Source organism: Nonomuraea rhodomycinica (assembly GCF_013363995.1).
GTDB classification, from domain to species: Bacteria; Actinomycetota; Actinomycetes; order Streptosporangiales; family Streptosporangiaceae; genus Nonomuraea; species Nonomuraea rhodomycinica.
Genome location: NZ_JABWGO010000013.1, coordinates 140,751 through 160,483, shown reverse-complemented (window position 1 = coordinate 160,483; position 19,733 = coordinate 140,751). Strand labels below are relative to the sequence as shown.

Here is a 19,733-nt window from a genome sequence, read left to right as displayed (position 1 = left end):
CCCGACCTGCGCCTTCACCGGCCCGGAAGCCGCCGTCGCCGTTCTCGCTGCCCGTGCACACGCTCCGCCTGCTCGGGCGCTGTGTGCTGCCGCTCGTCCTGTGGTTCGCCGCGGGTGAGGCCGTGCGCTTCGGACTGCTGTACGGCGCGACCGAGGTCGCCTACGGCGACTTCCGCCAGGTCCGGCTGGTGGCCACGATCACCCTGCTCACCGTGGTCGTCCTCGCGGCGCTGACCGTGGTCACGGGGATGCTGCACACCCTGCGCGGCGCCCTGTGGGAGATGCGGGCCCGGGAGGCCGAGGGCGCGGAGGACGAGCCGTTCTTCACCGCCCTCGACCGGGTCGCCCCCGCCTTCGCCGTGCTCTACATGGCCTGGGGCTTCCAGACCGAGGACGCCCGCGACCTGCAGCAGATGGACCTGTTCCACCACTTCTTCGACATGACCGAGGCCGCCTTCTTCGGCGAGAAGTCGCAGGTCGGCCGCAGTCTCATCGACCTCGACTGGCGGGTGTCGGTGGCCACGATGGTCGTCGCGTTCGGGCTGAAGACGCTGTTCGCCAAGCTGGTGGAGCGGGGCACCGGCCGCTTCTACGGCTTCGCCGCCGCGTTCTCGGAGTTCGCCTTCGTCTTCTACGGCCTCAACGCCACGGTCGCGGTCGCCGACGCGCGCTCGGAGTGGGTGGAGCACCGCACCGTGGTCGTCGGCACCGAGAGCATGTGGACCAAGGCGCAGGACGCCGTGCCGGTCCTCAAGACCCTCACCGGCGTGGTGAACGACGTCTGGCCGCTGTTCCTCGACTCCGTCGCCATCCCGCTGGCCTGGCTGACCGTGGCGATGCTGGTGTTCGGCGCGTACGCCGACGACACCCGCACCATGCTCAAGGGCACCCGGTTCGAGCGCGGCATCGACCGCCTGGAGGGCAGCCACGACCTGACGAAGCGGTCCTTCGAGCGGGTGACCGGCGGGTTCCAGGAGCGCTGGGTGCCGCTGGTCAACTCCCTGCGGCTGGTGATCAAGGGCGGCGCGCCGCTGTTCGGCATGATGTGCCTGTGCTACGTGGCCGTCACGGTGGGCGCGCAGTACGCCGACCGCGCGGTCCGCACGCTCGTCGGGTCGCAGGTGGAGTGGGCGTGGGTGTACCTGGAGCCGCCGCTCGCGTTCGGCCGCGACCTGCTGGTGACCGTGGTCACCATGGCGCTGCTGGCGGCCACCTTCGACCTCGCCGCCACCCGGGCCCGCCTGCGCGGCGAGGCGTTCACGACGGAGTGACCGGGGCCCGCCGGACCGACCCGGGCCCGCCGGACCGACCGCGGCCCGCCCGACCGATCCGGGCTCGCCCCGCTACCGCCGGAACCGCAGCACGTCCACGTCCGGCCTGCTCGTCCCCCGCTTGAACAGGTCGGCGGTCGGCGTGTCGGCGCGGTAGCCGCTGGGCCGGAACGACAGCTCCACCTCGCCGGCCACCGGCTTCGGCACCACGGCCAGCCCCTCCAGCCGGTACTCCTTGCCGACCTCCAGCCGCTCGGTCGGCCGGTCGCCGTCGGCCAGCTCCACCACCCAGGCGCGGCCCGCGCGGTCCTCCAGCCGGACGTCGTCCGGCTTGGCGGTCATGGTGGCGCTGGCCGGGTCCACGACCTTCTCCGTGATGTCCACCTTGAGCCAGGCGACGGTGTCGCCGTGCTTGCTGTTCGGCGGGGCCTCGGCGGGGCTGAGCGCGGCCGTCCACTCGATGCCCCGCACGGTGCCTGCCTGACCGGCCGCCACGGGCACGAGGCGGGTCTCCTTGGCGGAGACCTTCTCGTAGAACAGGTAGCCGTCGTACGTGGTCGCGCCGACGGCCACGGCGACGCTCACCAGCGCCCCGGCGGCCACCAGCAGCGCCCTGCCCCGCTTGCGCGGACGCGCCGCGCGCTCGGGCACCCGCGGCGGCGACGGCGGGGCCTGCAGGGCCTGCGGGGCGGGCGGAGGCTCCTCCGGGGGCGGGCCCGGAGGAACGGGCGGCAGCGGCTGGGTGACACCCTCGACGGGCTCCGGAGGCAGCGGGGGCCACACCTGCCGGTCGGGCCGCACCCGGGGCCGCATGCCGGGCCACGAGCCGCCCGGCCTGCCTCCGCCGTGCTGAGGGGGCGCGGAGGGCCGCTGAGGACGCGCCTGCGGCGGCTGAGGGCGCGCTTGCGGCGGCTGAGGGCGCTCCGGGGACGGCTGAGGGCCCGCATGCTGAGGGCCCCCGGGAGGCGGCTGGGGCGGCGCGGGCGGTCGGGGCGCCCCGTTGGCCGGGCGCGGGTTGCGGGGCGCGAACCAGTCGCGGTCGTCTGCGCTCATGTGCCCATCACTTCTTGACGACGGAGTAGACGTCCTGCGGCTTGGCGGCCAGGTCGCGTGCCGCCTTCTCGTCGAGCCCGAGGTCGATCTCCACCTCCGGCTGGTACGGCTCCACCAGGGCCGACGGCGGCAGCCCGAACACCACCCTGGCCCCCGGCAGCGCCGAGGCGGGCACCTCGAAGAAGAACCGCCCGCTGACCCAGATGTCCGGCTGCATCCAGGTGGCGGCCAGTGTGGCGGTGGACTCCACCCGGTCGGTGGCGGCGAAGCGGTGGCCGTCCTCGGTCAGCAGCGTGGGCTGGCCGAGATGGTACGGCTTGAGGACGGACTTGGCGGAGGCGCTCACCACGAGGAACAGGTTGTCCGTCTCGACCGTCCTGACGCTGCTGGTCTGGATCGCCTTGGCGGCGGTGAAGGAGTCGAGCCGCACGTGGAAGCGCCGGGCGTCGACGTCCTGACCCTTGACGCCGGTGTAGGTCAGCGGGGCGCCGGTGTCGTTCTCCGACAGCGCGAGCGTCTGCAGGCCGATGGCGCCGCCCGCGAGGAGCAGCCCCAGCAGCGCGTTGAGCGTGCGCGAGCCGCCGCGCCCGGAGCCGGAGCGCCCGCCGCGACGCCCGCCCGGCATCGCCGCCGGCCGGGGCTGGACCGCGGTCACGCCCTGGCTTCTTCCTGGACGGGCAGGGTCACCTGTGCCTTGATCTCGGGGGCGATGCTCTCGCCCGCGTTCTGGGTGACCATCGTCCACCTCTCGGTCGGGTCGTTGAAGCCGGCCGCGTACTCGAAGGAGCCCACGTCCATCGTGATCTTCTCCGGGGGCTTCTGGCCCTCCTCCAGCCGGTAGCGGACGATGACCGTGGTCTTGATCCCCGGGTGGAGCTGCCGGCTCTCGCCGCCCTTGGCGAGCGCGAAGGCGAAGGGGCCGGCGTCGTCCGGGAACTTCGGGCTGATCTTGACCAGCGAGCCGGCGAACGTGGTGGCGAAGCCGCCCTTCCCCTCGGCCGGGGGGATCCCGACGGGGGTGGTGCCGTCGCCGCGGTTGGTGACCTCGAAGACCAGCTCCACGAACCGCTTGTCCTCGTCGAACTGCGTCTGCGCCCGCTCGGTGCGGACCCGCGACTCGACGAAGCGCGTGGAGTACAGGCCCTGGTCGAGCACCGAGCCCTTGCCGAGCTGGGGCGGGGCGTCGGGGGCCTCGTTGAGGCCGCCCATGAGCGCGGTGATCCCGAGGGCCGTGACCAGCACCAGCGCCACCGCGGGCACCACTACCGGGCGTCTGGGCCTGCCGCTGCCGCCGGAGGGTTCGGTCATGGGTAAGGATGGTAATAGGTCACGCTTGTCCCATCCGCCGCTATCCTCCCAACGGGCTGGTCTAATTGCCGGGAACCCTGCCGTAGAAGGGGTTCTAGCTCATACGCTGTCACGGAGCAGCGGGACTAGCCTCGACGACTAACGACATATCGCGGCCGGAGGGTCACGTGGTGGACGTGCATCCTGAGCATGCGCAGCTCCAGGCGGACCGCATCTACCTGGGCTGGCAGTACATCCTGCTGCACCCGGACCCCGGACCACCACCGAAACGGCCCTCACCGGCGGAGGAGCCGCCGCCCGCGCGCCCCGACGCCGACCTCGCCCGCCGCGAGCGCATGCAGCAGGACATGCTCAACCGGCCGGTGCGCGTCTTCCGGATGTTCGCGGTCGTGCTGTCGCTGCTGGTCGTGGTGCTGGCCGTGGCCGGGCTGCTCCAGTGGAAGTTCGCGCTGCTCGGCCTCGTCGCCGCCTGCGGCGTGGCGATCATCTGCAGCTACGCGCTCGTCCAGGGCGACCGGGCCGTGCGCTACCGCATCAGCGAGCAGCGGGCCCGTGACGACCGTCGGCGACAGGAACGTGACAAGGAGCTGTTCCGCGCCCAGGAGGAGCACGCCCAGCGCTACCGCGAGTGGCAGCGGCTCAAGGAGCGCCACGACCGCCAGCTCACCTGGTACGCCGTGGCCGTGCCCGACGAGATCGACCGCATCGACGTGGCCGGCGGCACCCTGCCCGGCTGGTCGGCGCTGGTCACCCTGCTCGGCGCCACCCGCCTCTACAGCGGCGGCCACCTGACCGTGCTCGACCTGTCCGAGGGCGCCATCGCCAAGGACCTCATCGAGCTGGCCCGGCGCGGCGGCGACGACCCGCTGGTCTGGGTGCTGCCCGGCGACCTGCCCCGCCTCGACCTCGGCGCCACGCTCAAGCCCGAGGCGTTCGCCGACGTGCTGGCCCACGTGGTCAGCGTCAGCGAGGAGCACCGCACCACCCGCGACCTCAGCTTCGACAACGCGATCCTGGAGCGCGTCCTCGAAGTGCTCGGCGAGAACGCCACGATCAGCCAGGTCACCGCCGCGCTGCGCGCCCTGGCCCAGGTGGGCGACCCGCGCGACGACCTCAGGTACGGACTGATCACCGCCACCCAGCTGGAGCGCATCGGCACGCTGTTCGGCCGGGGCGTGAGCGACCGGGTGGTCATCGAGCGGGCCTGGGCGCTGGAGTCGCAGCTGCGCAAGCTGGAGACGCTGGGCACCGAGGCCGTGCGCCTGCCGCCCGCCCGGCTGCGCGTGGTCAGCATGGACCGTCAGGCCGGCGTGTTCGGCAACCGGGTGCTCGGCACGTACGTGGCGACCGCCCTCACCCACATCCTGCGCCAGTCGCCCGCCTCCGACCGGCCCTGGTACCACACGATCATCGTGGCCGGGGCCGACAAGCTCCGCGGCGACGTGCTCGACCGGCTCATGGACGCCTGCGAGACGTCCCGTACGGGGCTCGTCCTGACCTACCGCTCGCTCACCCCGACCGTGCGGGAGCGGCTGGGCCGCGGCCACGCCGCGGTCGCGTTCATGCGGCTGGGCAACGCCGAGGACGCCCGGGTGGCCAGCGAGCACGTCGGCACCGAGCACCGGCTGGAGCTGGCCCAGCTCACCGAGACGATCAGCGACTCGCTCCCCGGCGTCGACGGCGGCTACACCAGCACGATCGCCGAGGTCGAGGGCAGGCAGGAAGACCACGACGACAACCTCACCGACCTGGCCGAGGACATCAACGAGTCCACCGAGTGGGGCCGCACCACGGGCAAGATCGGCGAGAGGGAGCGGGTGCTCCAGCGCTCCCGCGAGTTCCTCGTCGAGCCGCACGAGCTCCAGCAGCTCCCCACCACGTCCGTGATCGTCACGGACGCCACCTCGCAGGGCCGGCGGGTCCGCCTCGCCGACGCCAACCCGGCCATCCTCACCTTCCCCAAGACCACGCTCGGCGAGCTGGACGACGTGCGCGAGGCCGTGCTGGCCATCGACGGCGACCATGACGCCGGGCAGGAGGCCGAGCGGGCGGGCGAGCGCGGCGACCCGCCGGGACGCGACGGCGCCGAGCCGCCGCCGAACCTCGGGCCGCCCCCGCCACGCCTCGACTGGCGCAAGGGAAGGCAATGAGATGGTCAATGTCAAGGTGACGGGCTGACGGTCGGCGGATTTTACTTAGAGCCGTCTGTGGGGGGATGAAATGCAGCCGAGTGTCTCGCTGAGCGGGCCGTGGTACCGGATCCAGTCCATCGCCGCACCCTCGCGAAGCTCCTCGGCCGAGTGGGACTTCGTCACCGTGCTGCCCGCCGTGCTGTCGGCCGCCCAGCGCGACCGGCCGTTCGCCATCGGGTGGCTCTCCCGCGGCTCGGGCGCGCCCCTGGAGCTCATCACGAACGCCGGCCCGCTGTCGCCGCCCCGCCAGCCGCGCCGCGCCACCGGCGCCCTGGGGGCGCCCACGGGGCCGCAGCCGCTGCTGTTCCCCGGCGGGGCGCGCGGGGTGCAGCTCGGCGAGGAGTACCTGGACGACCTCGCCGACCTGGTGTGGACGCCGTGCCCCGGCCGGCAGGCGCCGCCGCTCGGCAACCGCCGCGAGTTCGACCCGGACGAGCTGAAGCGGCCGACGCTGTTCGAGTCGACGCTGATCACGCTCATGTCGCGGCCGTTCGCCTGGCTCGTCGTGGCCGAGCCGACCGGCCTGCTCGACGCCGAGGTGGCCCACCTGCGCACCCAGCTCAACGTGCTGCGCCAGTACGGCGACGCCTCCGAGCGCTCCCGCTTCGACGCCGAGCGGGCCGAGCGGCGCATGCAGGAGCTCGACGCGTTCCGCGAGGCCGGGTTGTGGAACGTGCGGGTGCTGGCCGGCGGCGCGACGGCCGAGGAGCTGCGCCAGATCGCGCCCGTCCTCGTCGGCTCGGTCGAGATGAGCCACCACCCCTACCGGCTGCGCAGCGCCCAGGGCGCCGTCCACCCGCTGGCCGAGGCGCTGGCCATCACGCTCCAGGACCCCGCCGACGGGGCCGCCGCGCCCTTCGCCGCCACGGCCGGCGCGCTCGCGGCGCTCGCCGGGCTGCCCCGGCGCGAGGTGCCCGGGGTGCGGGTGCTCGACTCGGGGTTCTTCGACGTCACCTCCGAGGCCGACGGCGGCGAGCTGGAGCTGGGGGAGATCCTCGACGGGCAGGACCGGGGGGTCGGCTCGTTCCGGGTGCCGCTGGCCACGCTCAACCGGCACGCGTTCGTCACCGGCGCCACCGGCTCCGGCAAGTCCCAGACCGTACGGCACCTGCTGGAGCAGCTCAGCGCGGCCCGCATCCCGTGGCTCGCGATCGAGCCGGCCAAGTCCGAGTACGCCGCGATGGCCGGCCGGGTCGAGCACCTCGGGCCCGTCACCGTGATCAACCCCTCGGCGCCCGCCGGGGTGCCGTTCAGCATCAACCCGCTCGAACCCGAGCCCGGCTACCCCGTCCAGGCGCACATCGACATGGTCAGGGCGCTGTTCATGGCCGCCTTCGACGCCGAGGAGCCGTTCCCGCAGATCATGTCGCTGGCCCTGCAGCGCGTCTACGAGGCGACCGGCTGGGACGTCGTCACCGGCGGCGCCGTGCCGGGCTCCAAGGTGCCGCCCAGCGTGCCCACCCTGGAGCTGCTCCAGCAGCACGCCATGGACGTGATCAAGGAGATCGGCTACGGCCGCGAGGTGCAGGCCGACGTCGAGGGCTTCATCTCGCTGCGGCTGCGCTCGCTGCGCGTCGGCTCGGCGGGGCGCTTCTTCGAGGGCGGCCACCCCGCCGACGTCGGCGGCCTGCTCCAGCGCAACGTGGTGCTCGCCATCGAGGACGTGGCCAACGACGAGGACAAGGCGTTCCTCATGGGCACGCTGATCATCCGCATCGTGGAGCACCTGCGGATGCGCGCCCGCCAGGAGAAGTCCTCGGGGCTGCGGCACGTCATCGTCATCGAGGAGGCCCACCGGCTGCTGCGCGACCGGGGCGCGGGCCGGGCCGCCACCCATGCCGTGGAGCTGCTGGCCGGCATGCTGGCCGAGATCAGGGCGTACGGCGAGGGCATCGTCGTGGCCGAGCAGATCCCGACCAAGCTCGTGCCGGACGTGGTCAAGAACACCGCGCTCAAGGTCGTCCACCGGCTGCCGGCCGAGGACGACCGGCAGCTCGTCGGCGCGGCCATGAACCTCAGCGAGGAGCAGTCCCGCCAGGTCGTCTCGTTGCAGCCGGGCTGCGCGGCCGTGTTCGCCGACGGCATGGACCGGCCGCTGCGGGTGCGGGTGCCGCTCGGCGAGTCGCGCGAGCGGCTCATGCCCAGCCCGCCTCCGCCGATAAGGGGACGCCGCTCGGCGGCCTGCGGCAGCCAGTGCCGCACCGGGCAGGCGTGCACGCTCGTCGAGCTGCGCGAGGCCGACGTGCTGGCCGACGCGCCCGACTGGGCGTGGCTGCGCGTCTGGTGCGACACCGTCGTGCTCGCGTTCGTGACCAACCGCCCGCTGCCCGGGGTGCCGCGCGCGCTCGCCGCCGCCTGGTCCGACCTGCCGGTGCGGCGCGGCGAGTGCCTGCTCGCCACGCTGGTCGAGCGGTCGGTGCAGCGGCGCGCCTGGGCGCTGCGGAGCTGGCTCGACCCCGCGCTGCTCACGGAGAAGGCGGCGGAGACCGCCACGCGGCTGCTGGCCGGGCTGGAGCGGGGCGGCGAGCGTCCGGGCGTGGCGTGGGTGATCCCGCAGGTGCGCTGGCTGCACGAGGTGGACCGCCTGTTCCCGTACGGCCGGCCCGCCCCGGACCTGCGCAGCCCGGCGCCCCCCATGGAGTACGCCCTGTTCGGCGACCCGAACGGGACGGCGGCGGGCCGCGAGAACGGCGCGGCCTCGCGCGACGCGCCCGGCGGCACGGGCGCGACGGCCGCGTCGATGACCGGAGCGACGAGCGGGCCGATGACCGGGCCGATGACCGGATCGGCCACCGGAGCGACGGCCGGTGCGGCCACCGCCGTGGTGACGGCCGCCGCCCCGCACGGGGAGCTGCTGGGCCATCGGGCCAAGGCGCTGCGCCACCACCCCCTGTCCATGGCCATCGAGCACAACCGGGCCCTGGCCTGGCGGGTCATCCTGGGCGACGACGAGAACGAGGGCCTGCAGCGCGACGTCATGACGGTGGCGATCGGCATCGAGCCCGCCGCGCGGCTGCGGCACGTGGGGCAGACCATGGGGGCCGGGTGGCTCGAAGGCGTCCTGTCCTGGCCGTGCCGGTTCGTCCTGCCGTTCGACCACGGCGGCGCGCCCGAGATCCCGTTCACCGGCTAGTCAACGGTCGGGGGCAGGCGGGCTCAGCGGTCGCGGCGGCGCTCGGGCTCAGCGGTCGCGGCGGCGCTCGGCGCGCTTGCGGCGGGCCACCTCGCGCTTGTGCTCGGCCAGCTCCCGCCGGCGCTCGCGCCGCCCCTCCGCGGCCTCGCGCTTGCGGCTCTCCAGCTCCAGCCGCATGGCCTCCTGCGCCGCCGTGCCGCGCGAGGAGACCCGGGCGGCGGCCCGCGCGGCGAGCTTGGCCGCCCGCTTGGGGTTGACCCGCCGGGCGGCCCGCTCCCCGGCGGGCACCGCCGGGGCGGCCGACGCCCGTTCGAGGAGCGCGACGCCGTGGCGCAGGAGGAAGGCGTACAGCTCGGGATCGGTCGGCTCGGAGCCGAACGTGTGACGGGTGACGCGCAGCACGCCGTCCTCGGTGACCTCCAGCACGCCGACCCAGAACGACCCGTCGAGGTAGACGGAAAACGTGACCATGCCCTTGTTCTCCAGGTATGCCGAACGGCGGTCTGACGAGACCGCTTCCGGCACACCGGACATCCCTCAAGGGCGGTTACGGATATGTCACCCGGGCTACCAACCGGGCCGCGTTTTCGTGTGCGTTATCAGAGTAACCGCCGACGCCGACTAGGATCCTTTGCCATGACCCAGCTTCCACTGCGGGCACAGCTCGCGAGCGCCCTGGGCCGCAGCGCCGCCACGCTGTCCCGGATGACCGGGCGCGGTGACGGCTCGGTGATCGGCGGCCGGGTGGGCCTCATGCTGGAGCCCGACCTGCTCCGCCAACTGGCGCGCGACCGCAAGCTCGCCCTGGTCAGCGCCACCAACGGCAAGACCACCACCACCCGGCTGATCACGTCCGCGCTGCTGGAGATGGGCGAGGTCGCGACCAACGTCTTCGGCGCCAACATGCCGGCCGGCCACGTCTCGGCGCTGTCGCAGCACAAGGACGCCCCCTACGGCGTGCTGGAGGTCGACGAGAAGTACCTCCCCGAGGTCCTCGACACCACCGGTGCGGGCGTCGTCTGCCTGATGAACCTCAGCCGCGACCAGATGGACCGCGCCGCCGAGATCTGGCTGCTGGCCCAGAAGTGGCGGCGGGCGCTGTCCGGCAAGCCCACCCACGTCATCGCCAACTGCGACGACCCGCTGGTCACCTGGGGCGCCTCCACGGCCGCCAAGGTCACCTGGGTCGCGGGCGGGCAACGGTGGAAGGAGGACTCCTGGTGCTGCCCCGAGTGCGGCGGCCCCCTCGACCGCAAGGACGCCGACTGGGCCTGCCGCGAGTGCACCTTCCACCGGCCCGAGCCGCAGTGGGTCCTCGACGACGACGCGGTGATCGACCCGCGCGGGCAGCGGTGGCTGCTCGACATCCAGCTTCCCGGCCTGGCCAACCGCTCCAACGCGGTCATGGCGCTGGCCGTGGCCGAGGCGTTCGACCTCCCCGTCGAGCGGGCGCTGCCCCGGCTGCGCGAGGTCACCTCCGTCGCCGGCCGCTACACCACGGTCGAGCGTGAGGGCCGCCAGGCGCGGCTGCTGCTGGCCAAGAACCCCGCCGGCTGGCTGGAGGCGTTCGACGTCGCCGACCCGCGGCTGCCGATCATCCTGTCGGTCAACGCGCAGGGCCCCGACGGGCGCGACACGTCCTGGCTGTGGGACGTCGACTACCGCGTGCTGCGCGGCCGGCCGGTGTTCGTCACCGGTGAGCGCCGCCTCGACCTGGCGCTCCGGCTCGACGTGGCGGACGTGCCGTTCGCGGTGTGCGAGACGTTCTCCGAGGCGCTCGCCATGCAGCCGCCCGGCCGCGTCGACGTGATCGCCAACTACACCGCCTTCCAGCACATCCGATCGGAGTTCGGCCGTGCCGTCTGACAGCGCCCTGCGCATCGTCTGGATCTACCCCGACCTGCTGAGCACGTACGGCGACCAGGGCAACGTCCTCGTCCTGGAGCAGCGCGCGCAGCGGCGCGGCATCGAGACCGAGACCATCCACGTGCGCTCGGCCGACCCGGTGCCCGAGACCGGCGACATCTACCTCATCGGCGGCGGCGAGGACCGGCCGCAGATCCTCGCGGCGGCGCGGCTGCGCCGCGACGGCGGCCTGCACCGCGCCCTCAACCGGGGCGCGGCGCTGCTGGCCGTGTGCGCCGGCTACCAGATCATGGGCAGCACGTTCGGCGGCGAGGAGGGGCAGCCGGTCGACGGGCTCGGCATCCTCGACATCGCCAGCTTCCGCGGCCCGGCCCGCGCCGTGGGCGAGCTGGTGGCCGAGGTGGACGCCGCGCTCGGCCTGCCGACGCTGACGGGCTTCGAGAACCACATGGGCGTCACCCGGCTCGGCCCCGGGGTCAAGCCGCTGTCGCGCACCGTCAAGGGCACGGGCAACGGCGACGGCTTCGAGGGCTGCTACACGGGCCACGTCGTCGGCACCTACCTGCACGGGCCGGCCCTGGCCCGCAACCCGGCGCTGGCCGACCTGCTGCTGTCCTGGCGCGTGGGCGGGCAGCTCGCCCCGCTCGACGACACCCGCTACGAACTGCTCCGCCAGGAGCGCCTCAACACGGTCCTCGCCGCCGGCTGACCGCACGCAGGGCCGTCAGAGGCGGTCCTGGCTCACGGCGACGTGGATCGCGCCGGCGGCGTGCAGGCTCCGCACCAGGCTCCAGTCGTCCGTCGGGTCGAGCCACACCTGGAGCTCCTCGGGGCCGCGTGGCCGGGGCAGCGACCCCGCGGGTTCGTAGAACGACGTGACGAGCACCAGGGGCACGGGTCCGGTCCACTCCTCGGGCGCCGGCGGCACGTGCCGGCCGCCGAGCAGCACGGCTCGCTGCTCGGCCGTGCACTCCTCCAGCGGCCCGGCCACCGCAAGTTCCGCCTGGATGCGCACCTGCGTGTCCAGCGCGGCCCGCACGCGTGCCTCGTGCCGCTGTTCGGGGCTCTCCAACGTGTCGTAGCCGGGGCGCAGCGCCGCGACCAGCTCGCCCGGCTCGTCCGCGTACGCCCGCAGGCTCCCGCCCGCGAAGATCATCTCGTACCGGTACGGTGAGCCGTCGTCCTTGACCGGTGCGACGGGCGGCCGACCGGCCGCCGAGGTGTTGCGGATGACGACCGCGGCGAACTCGCTCACACCCACCACGCCTCCTTCCGCTCGTTCCACCGGGTGATCGCGAACAGGGCGGTGAGCTGAGCCTTGTCGGCCGCCCGGTGGAACAGGAGGTCGGCCAGCTCCAGATAGGACGAGTAGTCCCGTTGCATGCGCTGCTCCATGTGGGTGCCGATCAGGTCCTTGTCGCCGTGGTTGAGCGGGAACTGGTCGTCGCCGAGCCGCAGGGTCAGCCAGACCTTGGCCAGCGCCAGTTTGATCTGTGCCTGGATGACACCGGGTTCGAACGAGCCGTCGGGGAGGCGGAACTCCGGATGGTCGGTCGGGCCGCCCTTGACCGCTTTCAGGTTGAGCGCGTAGACGTGCTCCGAGTGGTCCTTGAGCACCGCGTCGAGTGAGGCGTACCCGAGGGAGCGGACCGTGTTGGGCTGGCAGTAGAGAAGCTCTCGATGGCCGGAATGCTCCGGGTTCGTCATCAGCCGCAGGATCGTGTCGAGGTAGTCGGCGTTCACCAGCCTCAGCATGCGATGGTAGAGGTACGGGAGATGGTCGAACACGGCGGTGTCCAGGTGGATGTGGCCTCCGGTGTTCGGCGTCGCCTCGCCGCCGTGCGACTTGATGATCTCGCTGACCAGCTGGATGTTCTCCCACGTGGATCGCGTGTCGTACAGGGGCGGCGGAACGAGCTCGCCGCCGACCGTTCCGTCCTCCTCCAGCCGCCAGGCGTCGTAGCCGGTGTCGTGGGAGGTGTGGTACGGGTGTACCCACGGGTCGTGGGTCAGTCCCGCGTCGTAGAGGTCGCGGGCGATGGCCAGGTTGATCGCTTTCTTGTGCCGCTGGAGCGACTCCGGGAAGTCGTACTCGAACTCCCTCGCGAACTTGATCCCGGTCCCGGGCGCGGCCATCCCCCCGGTGGCGTCCTCGATCATGTAGGGCACGACGGGTTCGCCGCGCTCCGCCCGGGCGAACGCCTCCGCCAGGTCGCGCTCGAACGCCTCCGGGTTGTCCCGGTAGGAGACCTCCGGCTCGCGCGGCCAGTTCTCCCAGGCGGTGGCGCGGGCCTCCAGCGCCCGGACGCGCTCCGCTTCCAGGTCGGAGGCGAAGTCGCCGGCCCTGACCATCGCCGCGCGGGCGAAGACGGCGTCACGGGCGGTGCTCTGGCGGAGCTGGTCCGTGAGTGCTTCCTCGGCCTGGCGCACGAGCGTCCGCGTGAAGTGGTACGGCTCCTCGGCCGGCGCCCGGTGGTAGGAGGTCAGCCGGTGGACGAGGTCGGCCCGGTCGACGGCGCCACCCGGGTCCAGCCCCCGCTCCTCGGCGCCTCTGAACACGTGGGCGAGCCGTTCGACGGAGTGATCCAGGTTGAGGTCGCCCGCCAGCTTGCGGAGCGGGTCGAGGACCCACGCCGGGGACCTGCCCGGCGAACCGACGATCCGGTCCATGCGCGCCAGCGCACGCGTGGCGGGATCGTCGAGCTTGATGTCGTACCGGTCGGACACCCGCACCTTCGCCCAGGTGTCGGGGGCGGTGGCCAGGTATCCGCGCAGCGCGTCCACCAGCGCCGCCCGGTCGGGGGCTCCCGCCGGGTCGTGGCCGAGTCGCTGGGCGCGGTCCGCCACGTGGGCGAGCCGGCGGATCGGATCGCCGAGGCCCAGCTCGCGCGACAGCCCGAGCAGGGGGTCCAGCGCGGATCGCGGCGAGCCGTCGGCGGCGATGACGCGGTCCATCCGGCCCAGGAGCGTGGCCTTCGCCGGGTCCAGGCGCGCGTCGGGGAACCGCTCCTCCATGACACGCGCGTCCCAGCCGCTCGCGTCCCGCTCGCGGTGGCGCGTGAGGCTGTCCACGAGCTCCGCGCGCGTCGCCGGCCGCTCCGGGAGCGCGCCGTGCGCGTCGGCCTCGGCGAGCATCTCGGTGAACGTCCGGAACGCGTGCGAGAACCCCGTCTCGGCCGCCAGGTGGCTCAGCCGCGCGTCCGGCGCCACCGAGTGGAGGGCCCGGTCGGTACGGCTCAGCGCCCTCGCCGCCGTGTCGTCGACCCCGTCCACGGCGTGCTCCTCCGCGATCCGCAGCCCGTCCCACAGTTCGCTGTCGTTCTCCCGGGCCTGCCTCAGCGCGCGCACCAGGTCCTGCCGCTCCGTGGCGACCTGGACGTCGACACCCCGCGCCTCGGCGTCCTGGAACAGACGTCCCACGTGGTCGAACGAGTAGAAACCGAGGTCCAGGTCCAGCGTGAGGCGGCGTAGCTGGTTGATCCTGGCCTCACGCGTGGTGCCGTTGCCACTGCCGATCACCTGGTCCATCCGGCCGAGCGCCCGCGCGAGCGGGAAGGAGGGGTTGGGAATCTCGCGGTTCGCCAGCCAAAGGCCGGAGAAGAGCAGCGGCTCCGCCTGCCGGTACTGCTCCAGCCGGTCGGTCAGGTCCTGCCTGTCCGTCGCACCGGCGGGATCGTAGCCCTGCCGTTGCGCGTCGTCATAGACCCGCACCAGGCCGTCGTAGGCGGCCGGGAGGCCGACGGACCGCGACACCCGGTGAAGTCCGAGGATCATGTCTCGGTCTGTGGCGTCCGGTAGGGCGGAGACCGAGATGCGGGCCAGCGACCCCAGGGTGTGCGCGTACGCGTCGTCCGGCACCGGGATCTCCAGCCTCTTCCCGAGGCGGTGACCCACGTCCACCACGGCGGGATCGAGGGGCGGCGCGGGGGTGCCGTCGTGGTTGATGAGCTGGTCGATGCGGCCCGCGCCGCGGCCCGGGTCGTCCGCGTGGTGGACGACCGCGCCCGGGCCCGCGTCGTCACCGTGGTGAACGCCGGTGGGCGCGGCCTCGCGGGGGGCGCCTGGCTGTCCGCTGTTCGTGGAGGCCGGGTCGCCGGCGTCGCCGGGGTGGGGCGGGGGCGCGGGGTGCCGGTCGGGCGTGTGGGCCGGTGGGGTGGTGCGGTGGTCGCCTGGGCGGGCCGGCGGGCCGGCGGGGTGGTCGCCGGTGCGGGCGGGCGGGGTCTCGCGGGTGGCCGCGGGGGCGGTGTCCCTGGGGACGGGGTTGCTCGGGGCGGTGTCCCTGGGGATGGGGTTGCTCGGGGCGGTGTCCCTCGGGGTGGGATTCCTCGGGGCGGTGTCCCTGGGGACGGCGGGCGGCTCGTGGGGGGTGCCGATGGGGACGGGAGTCCCGTCCTGGCTCTGGCCGGGGCGGGAGGCGGGGGTGTGGTGGTCGGGACGGACGGCGGGGTTTCCCTGGCCGTCGGTGGCGCGTCCGGATCCGTCCGTGGCGCGTCCGGGGCCCTGGCCGTCCGGGAGGCGGGCGGCGACGACGGGCTGCCCTTCCTGGGTGCGCCCGGAGCCGACGTCCTGGGTGTGCGTCGCGCGCGCGGGGTCTCGCGCCGGGTCCGTGCTCGTGGGATCGCCCGCGTCGTTCCGGGGAGTGGGCGTGGCGTCCGAACCGTCTCGGGGGGTGAGCGGGCGGGCCTGGTCGGTGGGTTGCTGGGTGTCCCGGTGGTGCTGGGTGTGCGGGTTGTGCCGGGCGGCCTCTCCGCGCTCGTTGTCCTGGGGGGTGTCGGTGCCGGTTGAGCTGTCCTGTGCGGTCGTGGGGGGCAGTGGCTGGACCGGCGTCGTCGGTGCGGTCTGCACGTACGGGGTGCGGAGGGGGAGGGCGTCGCGTGCGGCCTGCACATGTGCGAGGGGCGAGTCGCCGGTGCCCCCGCCCACGTGGCCGGGCGTGCCGGCGGCGTTGGCGTGGCCGGGTGCGCCGGGGGAGCCGGCGTGCGCCGGGCCGGGATTCACGCGGCCGCCTGCCGCGGGCGGTTCCGCCGGAGGGGTCGCGTGAGCGTTCCCGGCTCCCTGCGGAGCGTGGTCGCCCGCACCGCCCCTCAGGGGGTGACCTGCGGATGCGGCGTTGCCGCCGTGGTCGGCCGAGGCGGCGTTGATCGGATGGCCCGCGGAGGCCGAGGGCCAGGAGGGAGCGCTCGTGCCGTGGTGGCTCGTGGAGGAGCCGCTCGGCGGCCGGGCCCCCGCGCCGTCCGCCTGATGCCCGCCCCCGAGGCCGCCGTCTGAGGTGCCGCTCGCCGGGTGGCCGGCGGGCGTGCCGTTGTGGGGGTGGCCGGCGGACGCGGTGCTCTGCGGATGGCCGGTCAGCTCCGCGACGGGGCCGTGGAGGGGCCGTGTGTCGGCCGGTGGGAGGGGGCCTTGTGAGGGGCCGTCGTGTTTGCGGACGACTTCGCCTCTGATCACTTCCGGCTGCGGCGCAGAGGAGGGCGTGATCGCGGCGTCCCTGCTCGGAGGCGTGGTGCCCGGGCCGGTCGGTTGCTCCGGCCGGGCGGCGGGCGGGGTGTGCTCGCCGCTCAGTGTCACCTGGGTGGGTTCGATGACTCGTTTGGGTGTGGGGCCGAGGGGGGAGCCGGTCTCGCCTGGTGGCGGGGTGTGGCCGCTTGTTGACGGGTGGGGTGGTGGGAGGTCGGCGGCGGCTGTGGGCAGGTAGGAGACGCGGGCGCTGTGGGGGATGCCGATGCCGCCGGCGGTGCCGGCGATGAGGGAGTAGAACAGGTGGGCGGGGTCGAGTTGATCGTTGGCGGCCAGGCCGGGGATGGCGCCGACGGTGCCGGAGACGCCGCCGATGAGGGCGCGTCCGTAGATGCTCTCGGCGATGGCGGCGATCTTGTCGCGGACTCCGAGTTCGGCGCGCGAGAGGATGAACACGACCTCGCGGGTGGCCACCCGGGAGAGCCCGAATTCCAGTCCGGTGAACATGGCTCCGGTCATCGCTCCGTTGAGCAGTGACATCAGGGCGGAGCGTTCGTCGAAGTCCTCGCGGTGGCCGAACAGTGCCTGTGCGCCTTGGACCAGGAGGTCGAAGGTGCCCATGGCCGCGCCGAAGCCGAGGATGTTGACGATCAGGCGCCATTTGAGTGCCTGGATCGACATGCGGGTCATCACGGTGCGCAGGTGGATGAGGCTGAGTACCGAGGGTCCTCTGAGGGCGATCCATACCAGGAGGCGGACGATGACGAGTCCGAGCAGGGCGAGCGCGGCGTACTGCATCCACTGGGTGTGCTCCATGGTCACGCCGTGTTCGCGCAGCCGCCGGGCTTCCTCGCGGGTGGCCTTCTCCAGCAGTCGCAGCAGGGTCTCGCCGTCCCCGTCCCGCCGCGACGCCTTGTGTCCCTCGCCGGCGAGGTCGGCGAGGACCTTCTCGAACTCCTCTTTGGCGGCGCCTTTCCATTCGAGTCTGTGCAGGTGGCGCAGCAGGGGTTCGGCGTCCTCGGCGCGGATGGCGGCCAGTTCGTCGGCCAGGGCTTCCAGGGCGTCGGCCTGCCGGATGATGGTGCCGGGTTCGGCCTCGGGGAAGGCGTTGGCGGTCAGGGGCAGGGCGAGCGGTTTGACGATGTCGGGGACGAGCCCGAGGTCCAGTCCCATCAGCGGTCGACCCGGGCCGTCACGTGCCGGGCTTTCGCCGGTCGGTCCCGGGCAGGAACGACTCGAAGCTCACGCCCTCGCCGAACAGGTCCTCGAACGGGACGTCGTCGGCGATCAGCGGCCCGGCCAGGCTCCGCAGCTCGTCGGACACCTGCCGGGTGGCGAGCGCGGCCTGCTCGACGACGCAGGCGGCCAGCTCGCTGGGTGACAGCTCCCGGTAGACGCGAGGGTCGAACTCGACGGACCGCAGCTCCCCCTGGGGGCCGACCGTGACGGTGACCATGCCGTCCTGGGACCGTGACGAGCCCGTCAGGTCACGCGCCTTGCGGTGCAACTCCTTGGCTTGCTCGGCCTGCTGGTTGACGTCCTGGACGAGTTGCCGGAGCAACTCCCATGAATCACTCATCGTTACATCAATCCCACAAAGCAGTCAGGACGCCCGCATACTATCGATCAATTCAGGCTGTCAGGGAAGGGAACCGCGGATGGAGATGCAAGGGGTCACCTACAGCGTCAGCCAGATCAACGGGCTGGCCGGGGCGATGGGCGATCTGGCGGACCAGTTCCAGGACGTCGCGGGGCGGTACGAGGTGACCAAGGAGGCCGCCCGTACGGCGCTCGGCGACGACGACTACGGACGCGGGTACTGGCAGGCGAACGGGCCGCGGCTGGAGGCCGTCGGTCTCGGCCTGCGGCTGCTGGTCCAGGCGGCCCAGCGGGAGGAGGGGCGCCTGAGCCAGGCCTCCTTCACCTACGGGCAGGCCGATCCCGGCCGCTGACCGCGCCGGCCGCCGGCCGGAGCGGCCGATCGTGCCGGCTCGGCTAGTACACCAGCGCCTGGGCGCCCTCGGCGACCGCCTCCTCGACGAACGTCGGCGCGCCCGCGATGCGCACGCCCTCGATGACGTCGTCGACCGTGATGTCGCGCCGGGCCGCGCACTGCGTGCAGACCGTGACGCGCCCGCCCGCGAGCACCGCGTCCAGCAGGTCCGTCAGCGGAGCGGCATGGGGCAGGGCGAACTCCTTGGCCCGTCCCGGGAGGGCGAACCAGGAGGACTCGCCGGTCAGCCAGAGGGAGACCGGGACGCCGCTCGCCAGCGCGGCGGCCGCGACCGTGAACGCCTGGTTGCAGCGCTCCGGGGCGTCGGCCCCGGCGGTCACCTTGATCACCAGTGATCGTGCCATGCCCGTCACACTAACGCCCTCGATCGTCCGCGCGGCCACTAGGGTTGGGGGACATGGAAGAACCTGAGGTGCATCCCGATCTGGAGCCGATCGCCTTCCTGCTGGGCAGGTGGGAGGGCGCCGGTGTGGGGGGTTACCCGACGATCGAGAGCTTCAACTTCGGCCAGGAGATCGAGTTCGGCCACAACGGCAAGCCGTTCCTGTCGTACGTGAGCCGCACCTGGCTGCTCGACCAGGACGGCAACCGTGTCAAGCCGCTCGCCACCGAGTCCGGCTACTGGCGCCCGCAGCCGAACCGGCAGCTCGAAGTGGTGCTCGCCCACCCCACCGGCGTCGTGGAGATCTACGTCGGCGAGGTCGTCTTCCACAAGATCGAGCTGCAGACCGACGTGGTGGCCCGCACGGTGACGGCCAAGGAGTACACCGCCGGGCGGCGCCTGTACGGGCTGGTCAAGGGCAACCTGATGTGGGCCTACGACATGGCCGCGATGGGGCATCCGCTGACCTCGCACATGTCGGCGGAGCTGAAGAAGGTGGCATGAGCGCGAGCCCGTTCACCGCCGAGGCGGTCGAGGCGATCAAGCGCCACATGAACGACGACCACGGCGACGACGCGCTGCTCATCGTGCGCGGCCTGGGCGGCCGTCCGGAGGCGACCAGCGCGCTGACGAGCGGTGTCGACGGCGAGGCCATCGAGTTCACGGTCGACGGCGGTGAGCGGGTGCGGGTGCCGTGGGGCGAGACGCTCACCGAGCGGGCGCAGGTGCGCACGGCGGTCGTGCGGCTCTACCGGCGGGCGTGCGCCGAGCTGGGCGTCGAACCACGCGGCGAGCACTGACGACCGCGCACTGACGACCGAGCACCGGCGACGCTGGGAAGCGGGGCGTCGAGCCGCCGGTGTGCGAAGCCGGGGCCGGGACGCGGGCATGAAAAGACGCGGGCATGAAAAAGGGCCCCAGGCGCGCTCCGCTCGATGGTGAGCGGGCTGGATGGACCATGGTCGGGATGGGATTCCCGCCCTCCAGCCGCCGGGGGCCCCGGTGGTTGCCTCGTATTCGCCGAACGGCGCGAGACGGGGCGTCCGCATCGTCAGCGGAC

Annotated in this window: 16 protein-coding genes; 8 read left to right on the top strand and 8 right to left on the bottom strand. The window is 73.2% G+C overall.

Going from position 1 to position 19,733, the window contains the following annotated elements:
- The first annotated feature begins 53 nt into the window (after positions 1-53).
- Complete coding sequence (locus HT134_RS37865) at positions 54-1,271, top strand: hypothetical protein (protein ID WP_217708825.1); 1,218 nt, start codon at positions 54-56, stop codon at positions 1,269-1,271.
- 72 nt (positions 1,272-1,343) lie between these two features.
- Here HT134_RS37865 and HT134_RS37860 read toward each other — a convergent pair whose 3' ends face one another.
- The 3 genes from HT134_RS37860 to HT134_RS37850 all read right to left on the bottom strand — a co-directional run bounded on the left by HT134_RS37860 (position 1,344) and on the right by HT134_RS37850 (position 3,632).
- A complete protein-coding gene (locus HT134_RS37860; RefSeq protein ID WP_175605298.1) occupies positions 1,344-2,084 on the bottom strand; it encodes a hypothetical protein in 741 nt (246 codons plus the stop codon).
- Positions 2,085-2,331: 247 nt separating this feature from the next.
- The gene (locus HT134_RS37855; protein ID WP_175605297.1) at positions 2,332-2,979 is read right to left on the bottom strand and encodes a hypothetical protein; all 648 of its coding nucleotides are present in this window, start codon (positions 2,977-2,979) and stop codon (positions 2,332-2,334) included.
- Complete coding sequence (locus HT134_RS37850) at positions 2,976-3,632, bottom strand: hypothetical protein (RefSeq protein ID WP_175605296.1); 657 nt, start codon at positions 3,630-3,632, stop codon at positions 2,976-2,978. The genes HT134_RS37855 and HT134_RS37850 overlap by 4 nt, the downstream gene beginning before the upstream one ends.
- Before the next feature lie 176 nt (positions 3,633-3,808).
- Here HT134_RS37850 and HT134_RS37845 point away from each other — a divergent pair, with 176 nt between their 5' ends.
- Both HT134_RS37845 and HT134_RS37840 read left to right on the top strand, forming a co-directional pair.
- A complete protein-coding gene (locus HT134_RS37845; protein WP_312888731.1) occupies positions 3,809-5,782 on the top strand; it encodes a hypothetical protein in 1,974 nt (657 codons plus the stop codon).
- Positions 5,783-5,852: 70 nt separating this feature from the next.
- On the top strand, positions 5,853-8,957 hold the full coding sequence (locus HT134_RS37840) for an ATP-binding protein (RefSeq protein ID WP_175605294.1): 3,105 nt from the start codon (positions 5,853-5,855) through the stop codon (positions 8,955-8,957).
- Between the two features lie 48 nt (positions 8,958-9,005).
- On the opposite strand, the gene HT134_RS37835 is transcribed toward HT134_RS37840, so the two are convergent.
- Positions 9,006-9,428: a YjdF family protein gene (locus HT134_RS37835; protein ID WP_175605293.1), complete on the bottom strand. Its 423-nt coding sequence runs from the start codon at positions 9,426-9,428 to the stop codon at positions 9,006-9,008.
- A gap of 165 nt (positions 9,429-9,593) precedes the next feature.
- Here HT134_RS37835 and HT134_RS37830 point away from each other — a divergent pair, with 165 nt between their 5' ends.
- Both HT134_RS37830 and HT134_RS37825 read left to right on the top strand, forming a co-directional pair.
- On the top strand, positions 9,594-10,823 hold the full coding sequence (locus HT134_RS37830; RefSeq protein ID WP_175605292.1) for a MurT ligase domain-containing protein: 1,230 nt from the start codon (positions 9,594-9,596) through the stop codon (positions 10,821-10,823).
- Positions 10,813-11,532 carry a type 1 glutamine amidotransferase gene (locus HT134_RS37825; RefSeq protein ID WP_175605291.1) on the top strand — a complete coding sequence of 240 codons (720 nt, stop codon included), beginning with the start codon at positions 10,813-10,815 and terminating at the stop codon, positions 11,530-11,532. The genes HT134_RS37830 and HT134_RS37825 overlap by 11 nt, the downstream gene beginning before the upstream one ends.
- A gap of 15 nt (positions 11,533-11,547) precedes the next feature.
- Here HT134_RS37825 and HT134_RS37820 read toward each other — a convergent pair whose 3' ends face one another.
- The 3 genes from HT134_RS37820 to HT134_RS37810 are packed head-to-tail and all read right to left on the bottom strand — an operon-like array spanning position 11,548 to position 17,856.
- The gene (locus HT134_RS37820) at positions 11,548-12,078 is read right to left on the bottom strand and encodes a hypothetical protein (RefSeq protein ID WP_175605290.1); all 531 of its coding nucleotides are present in this window, start codon (positions 12,076-12,078) and stop codon (positions 11,548-11,550) included.
- Entirely contained in the window at positions 12,075-17,450 is a 5,376-nt protein-coding gene (locus HT134_RS37815) for a hypothetical protein (protein ID WP_175605289.1), read from the bottom strand. The genes HT134_RS37820 and HT134_RS37815 overlap by 4 nt, the downstream gene beginning before the upstream one ends.
- A gap of 19 nt (positions 17,451-17,469) precedes the next feature.
- Positions 17,470-17,856, bottom strand: a complete 387-nt coding sequence (locus HT134_RS37810; protein ID WP_175605288.1) for a YbaB/EbfC family nucleoid-associated protein — start codon at positions 17,854-17,856, stop codon at positions 17,470-17,472.
- A 79-nt stretch (positions 17,857-17,935) separates the two neighbouring features.
- On the opposite strand from HT134_RS37810, the gene HT134_RS37805 reads away from it, so the two are divergent.
- Positions 17,936-18,229, top strand: coding sequence for a hypothetical protein (locus tag HT134_RS37805; protein WP_175605287.1), 294 nt, complete (start codon positions 17,936-17,938; stop codon positions 18,227-18,229).
- A gap of 43 nt (positions 18,230-18,272) precedes the next feature.
- On the opposite strand, the gene HT134_RS37800 is transcribed toward HT134_RS37805, so the two are convergent.
- Complete coding sequence (locus HT134_RS37800) at positions 18,273-18,635, bottom strand: DsrE family protein (protein ID WP_175605286.1); 363 nt, start codon at positions 18,633-18,635, stop codon at positions 18,273-18,275.
- A gap of 53 nt (positions 18,636-18,688) precedes the next feature.
- On the opposite strand from HT134_RS37800, the gene HT134_RS37795 reads away from it, so the two are divergent.
- Positions 18,689-19,177 carry a heme-binding beta-barrel domain-containing protein gene (locus tag HT134_RS37795; RefSeq protein WP_175605285.1) on the top strand — a complete coding sequence of 163 codons (489 nt, stop codon included), beginning with the start codon at positions 18,689-18,691 and terminating at the stop codon, positions 19,175-19,177.
- On the top strand, positions 19,174-19,473 hold the full coding sequence (locus HT134_RS37790) for a DUF2470 domain-containing protein (RefSeq protein WP_175605284.1): 300 nt from the start codon (positions 19,174-19,176) through the stop codon (positions 19,471-19,473). The genes HT134_RS37795 and HT134_RS37790 overlap by 4 nt, the downstream gene beginning before the upstream one ends.
- The last annotated feature ends 260 nt before the right edge of the window (positions 19,474-19,733 follow it).

Bases quoted from the DNA above. Each gene is read 5' to 3' on its own strand.
- HT134_RS37860 (WP_175605298.1), bottom strand. From the start codon at position 2,084: ATGCGGCCCCGGGTGCGGCCCGACCGGCAGGTGTGGCCCCCGCTGCCT.
- HT134_RS37850 (WP_175605296.1), bottom strand. From the start codon at position 3,632: ATGACCGAACCCTCCGGCGGCAGCGGCAGGCCCAGACGCCCGGTAGTG.
- HT134_RS37840 (WP_175605294.1), top strand. From the start codon at position 5,853: ATGCAGCCGAGTGTCTCGCTGAGCGGGCCGTGGTACCGGATCCAGTCC.
- HT134_RS37835 (WP_175605293.1), bottom strand. From the start codon at position 9,428: ATGGTCACGTTTTCCGTCTACCTCGACGGGTCGTTCTGGGTCGGCGTG.
- HT134_RS37830 (WP_175605292.1), top strand. From the start codon at position 9,594: ATGACCCAGCTTCCACTGCGGGCACAGCTCGCGAGCGCCCTGGGCCGC.
- HT134_RS37815 (WP_175605289.1), bottom strand. From the start codon at position 17,450: ATGGGACTGGACCTCGGGCTCGTCCCCGACATCGTCAAACCGCTCGCC.
- HT134_RS37810 (WP_175605288.1), bottom strand. From the start codon at position 17,856: ATGAGTGATTCATGGGAGTTGCTCCGGCAACTCGTCCAGGACGTCAAC.
- HT134_RS37805 (WP_175605287.1), top strand. From the start codon at position 17,936: ATGGAGATGCAAGGGGTCACCTACAGCGTCAGCCAGATCAACGGGCTG.
- HT134_RS37800 (WP_175605286.1), bottom strand. From the start codon at position 18,635: ATGGCACGATCACTGGTGATCAAGGTGACCGCCGGGGCCGACGCCCCG.
- HT134_RS37795 (WP_175605285.1), top strand. From the start codon at position 18,689: ATGGAAGAACCTGAGGTGCATCCCGATCTGGAGCCGATCGCCTTCCTG.
- HT134_RS37790 (WP_175605284.1), top strand. From the start codon at position 19,174: ATGAGCGCGAGCCCGTTCACCGCCGAGGCGGTCGAGGCGATCAAGCGC.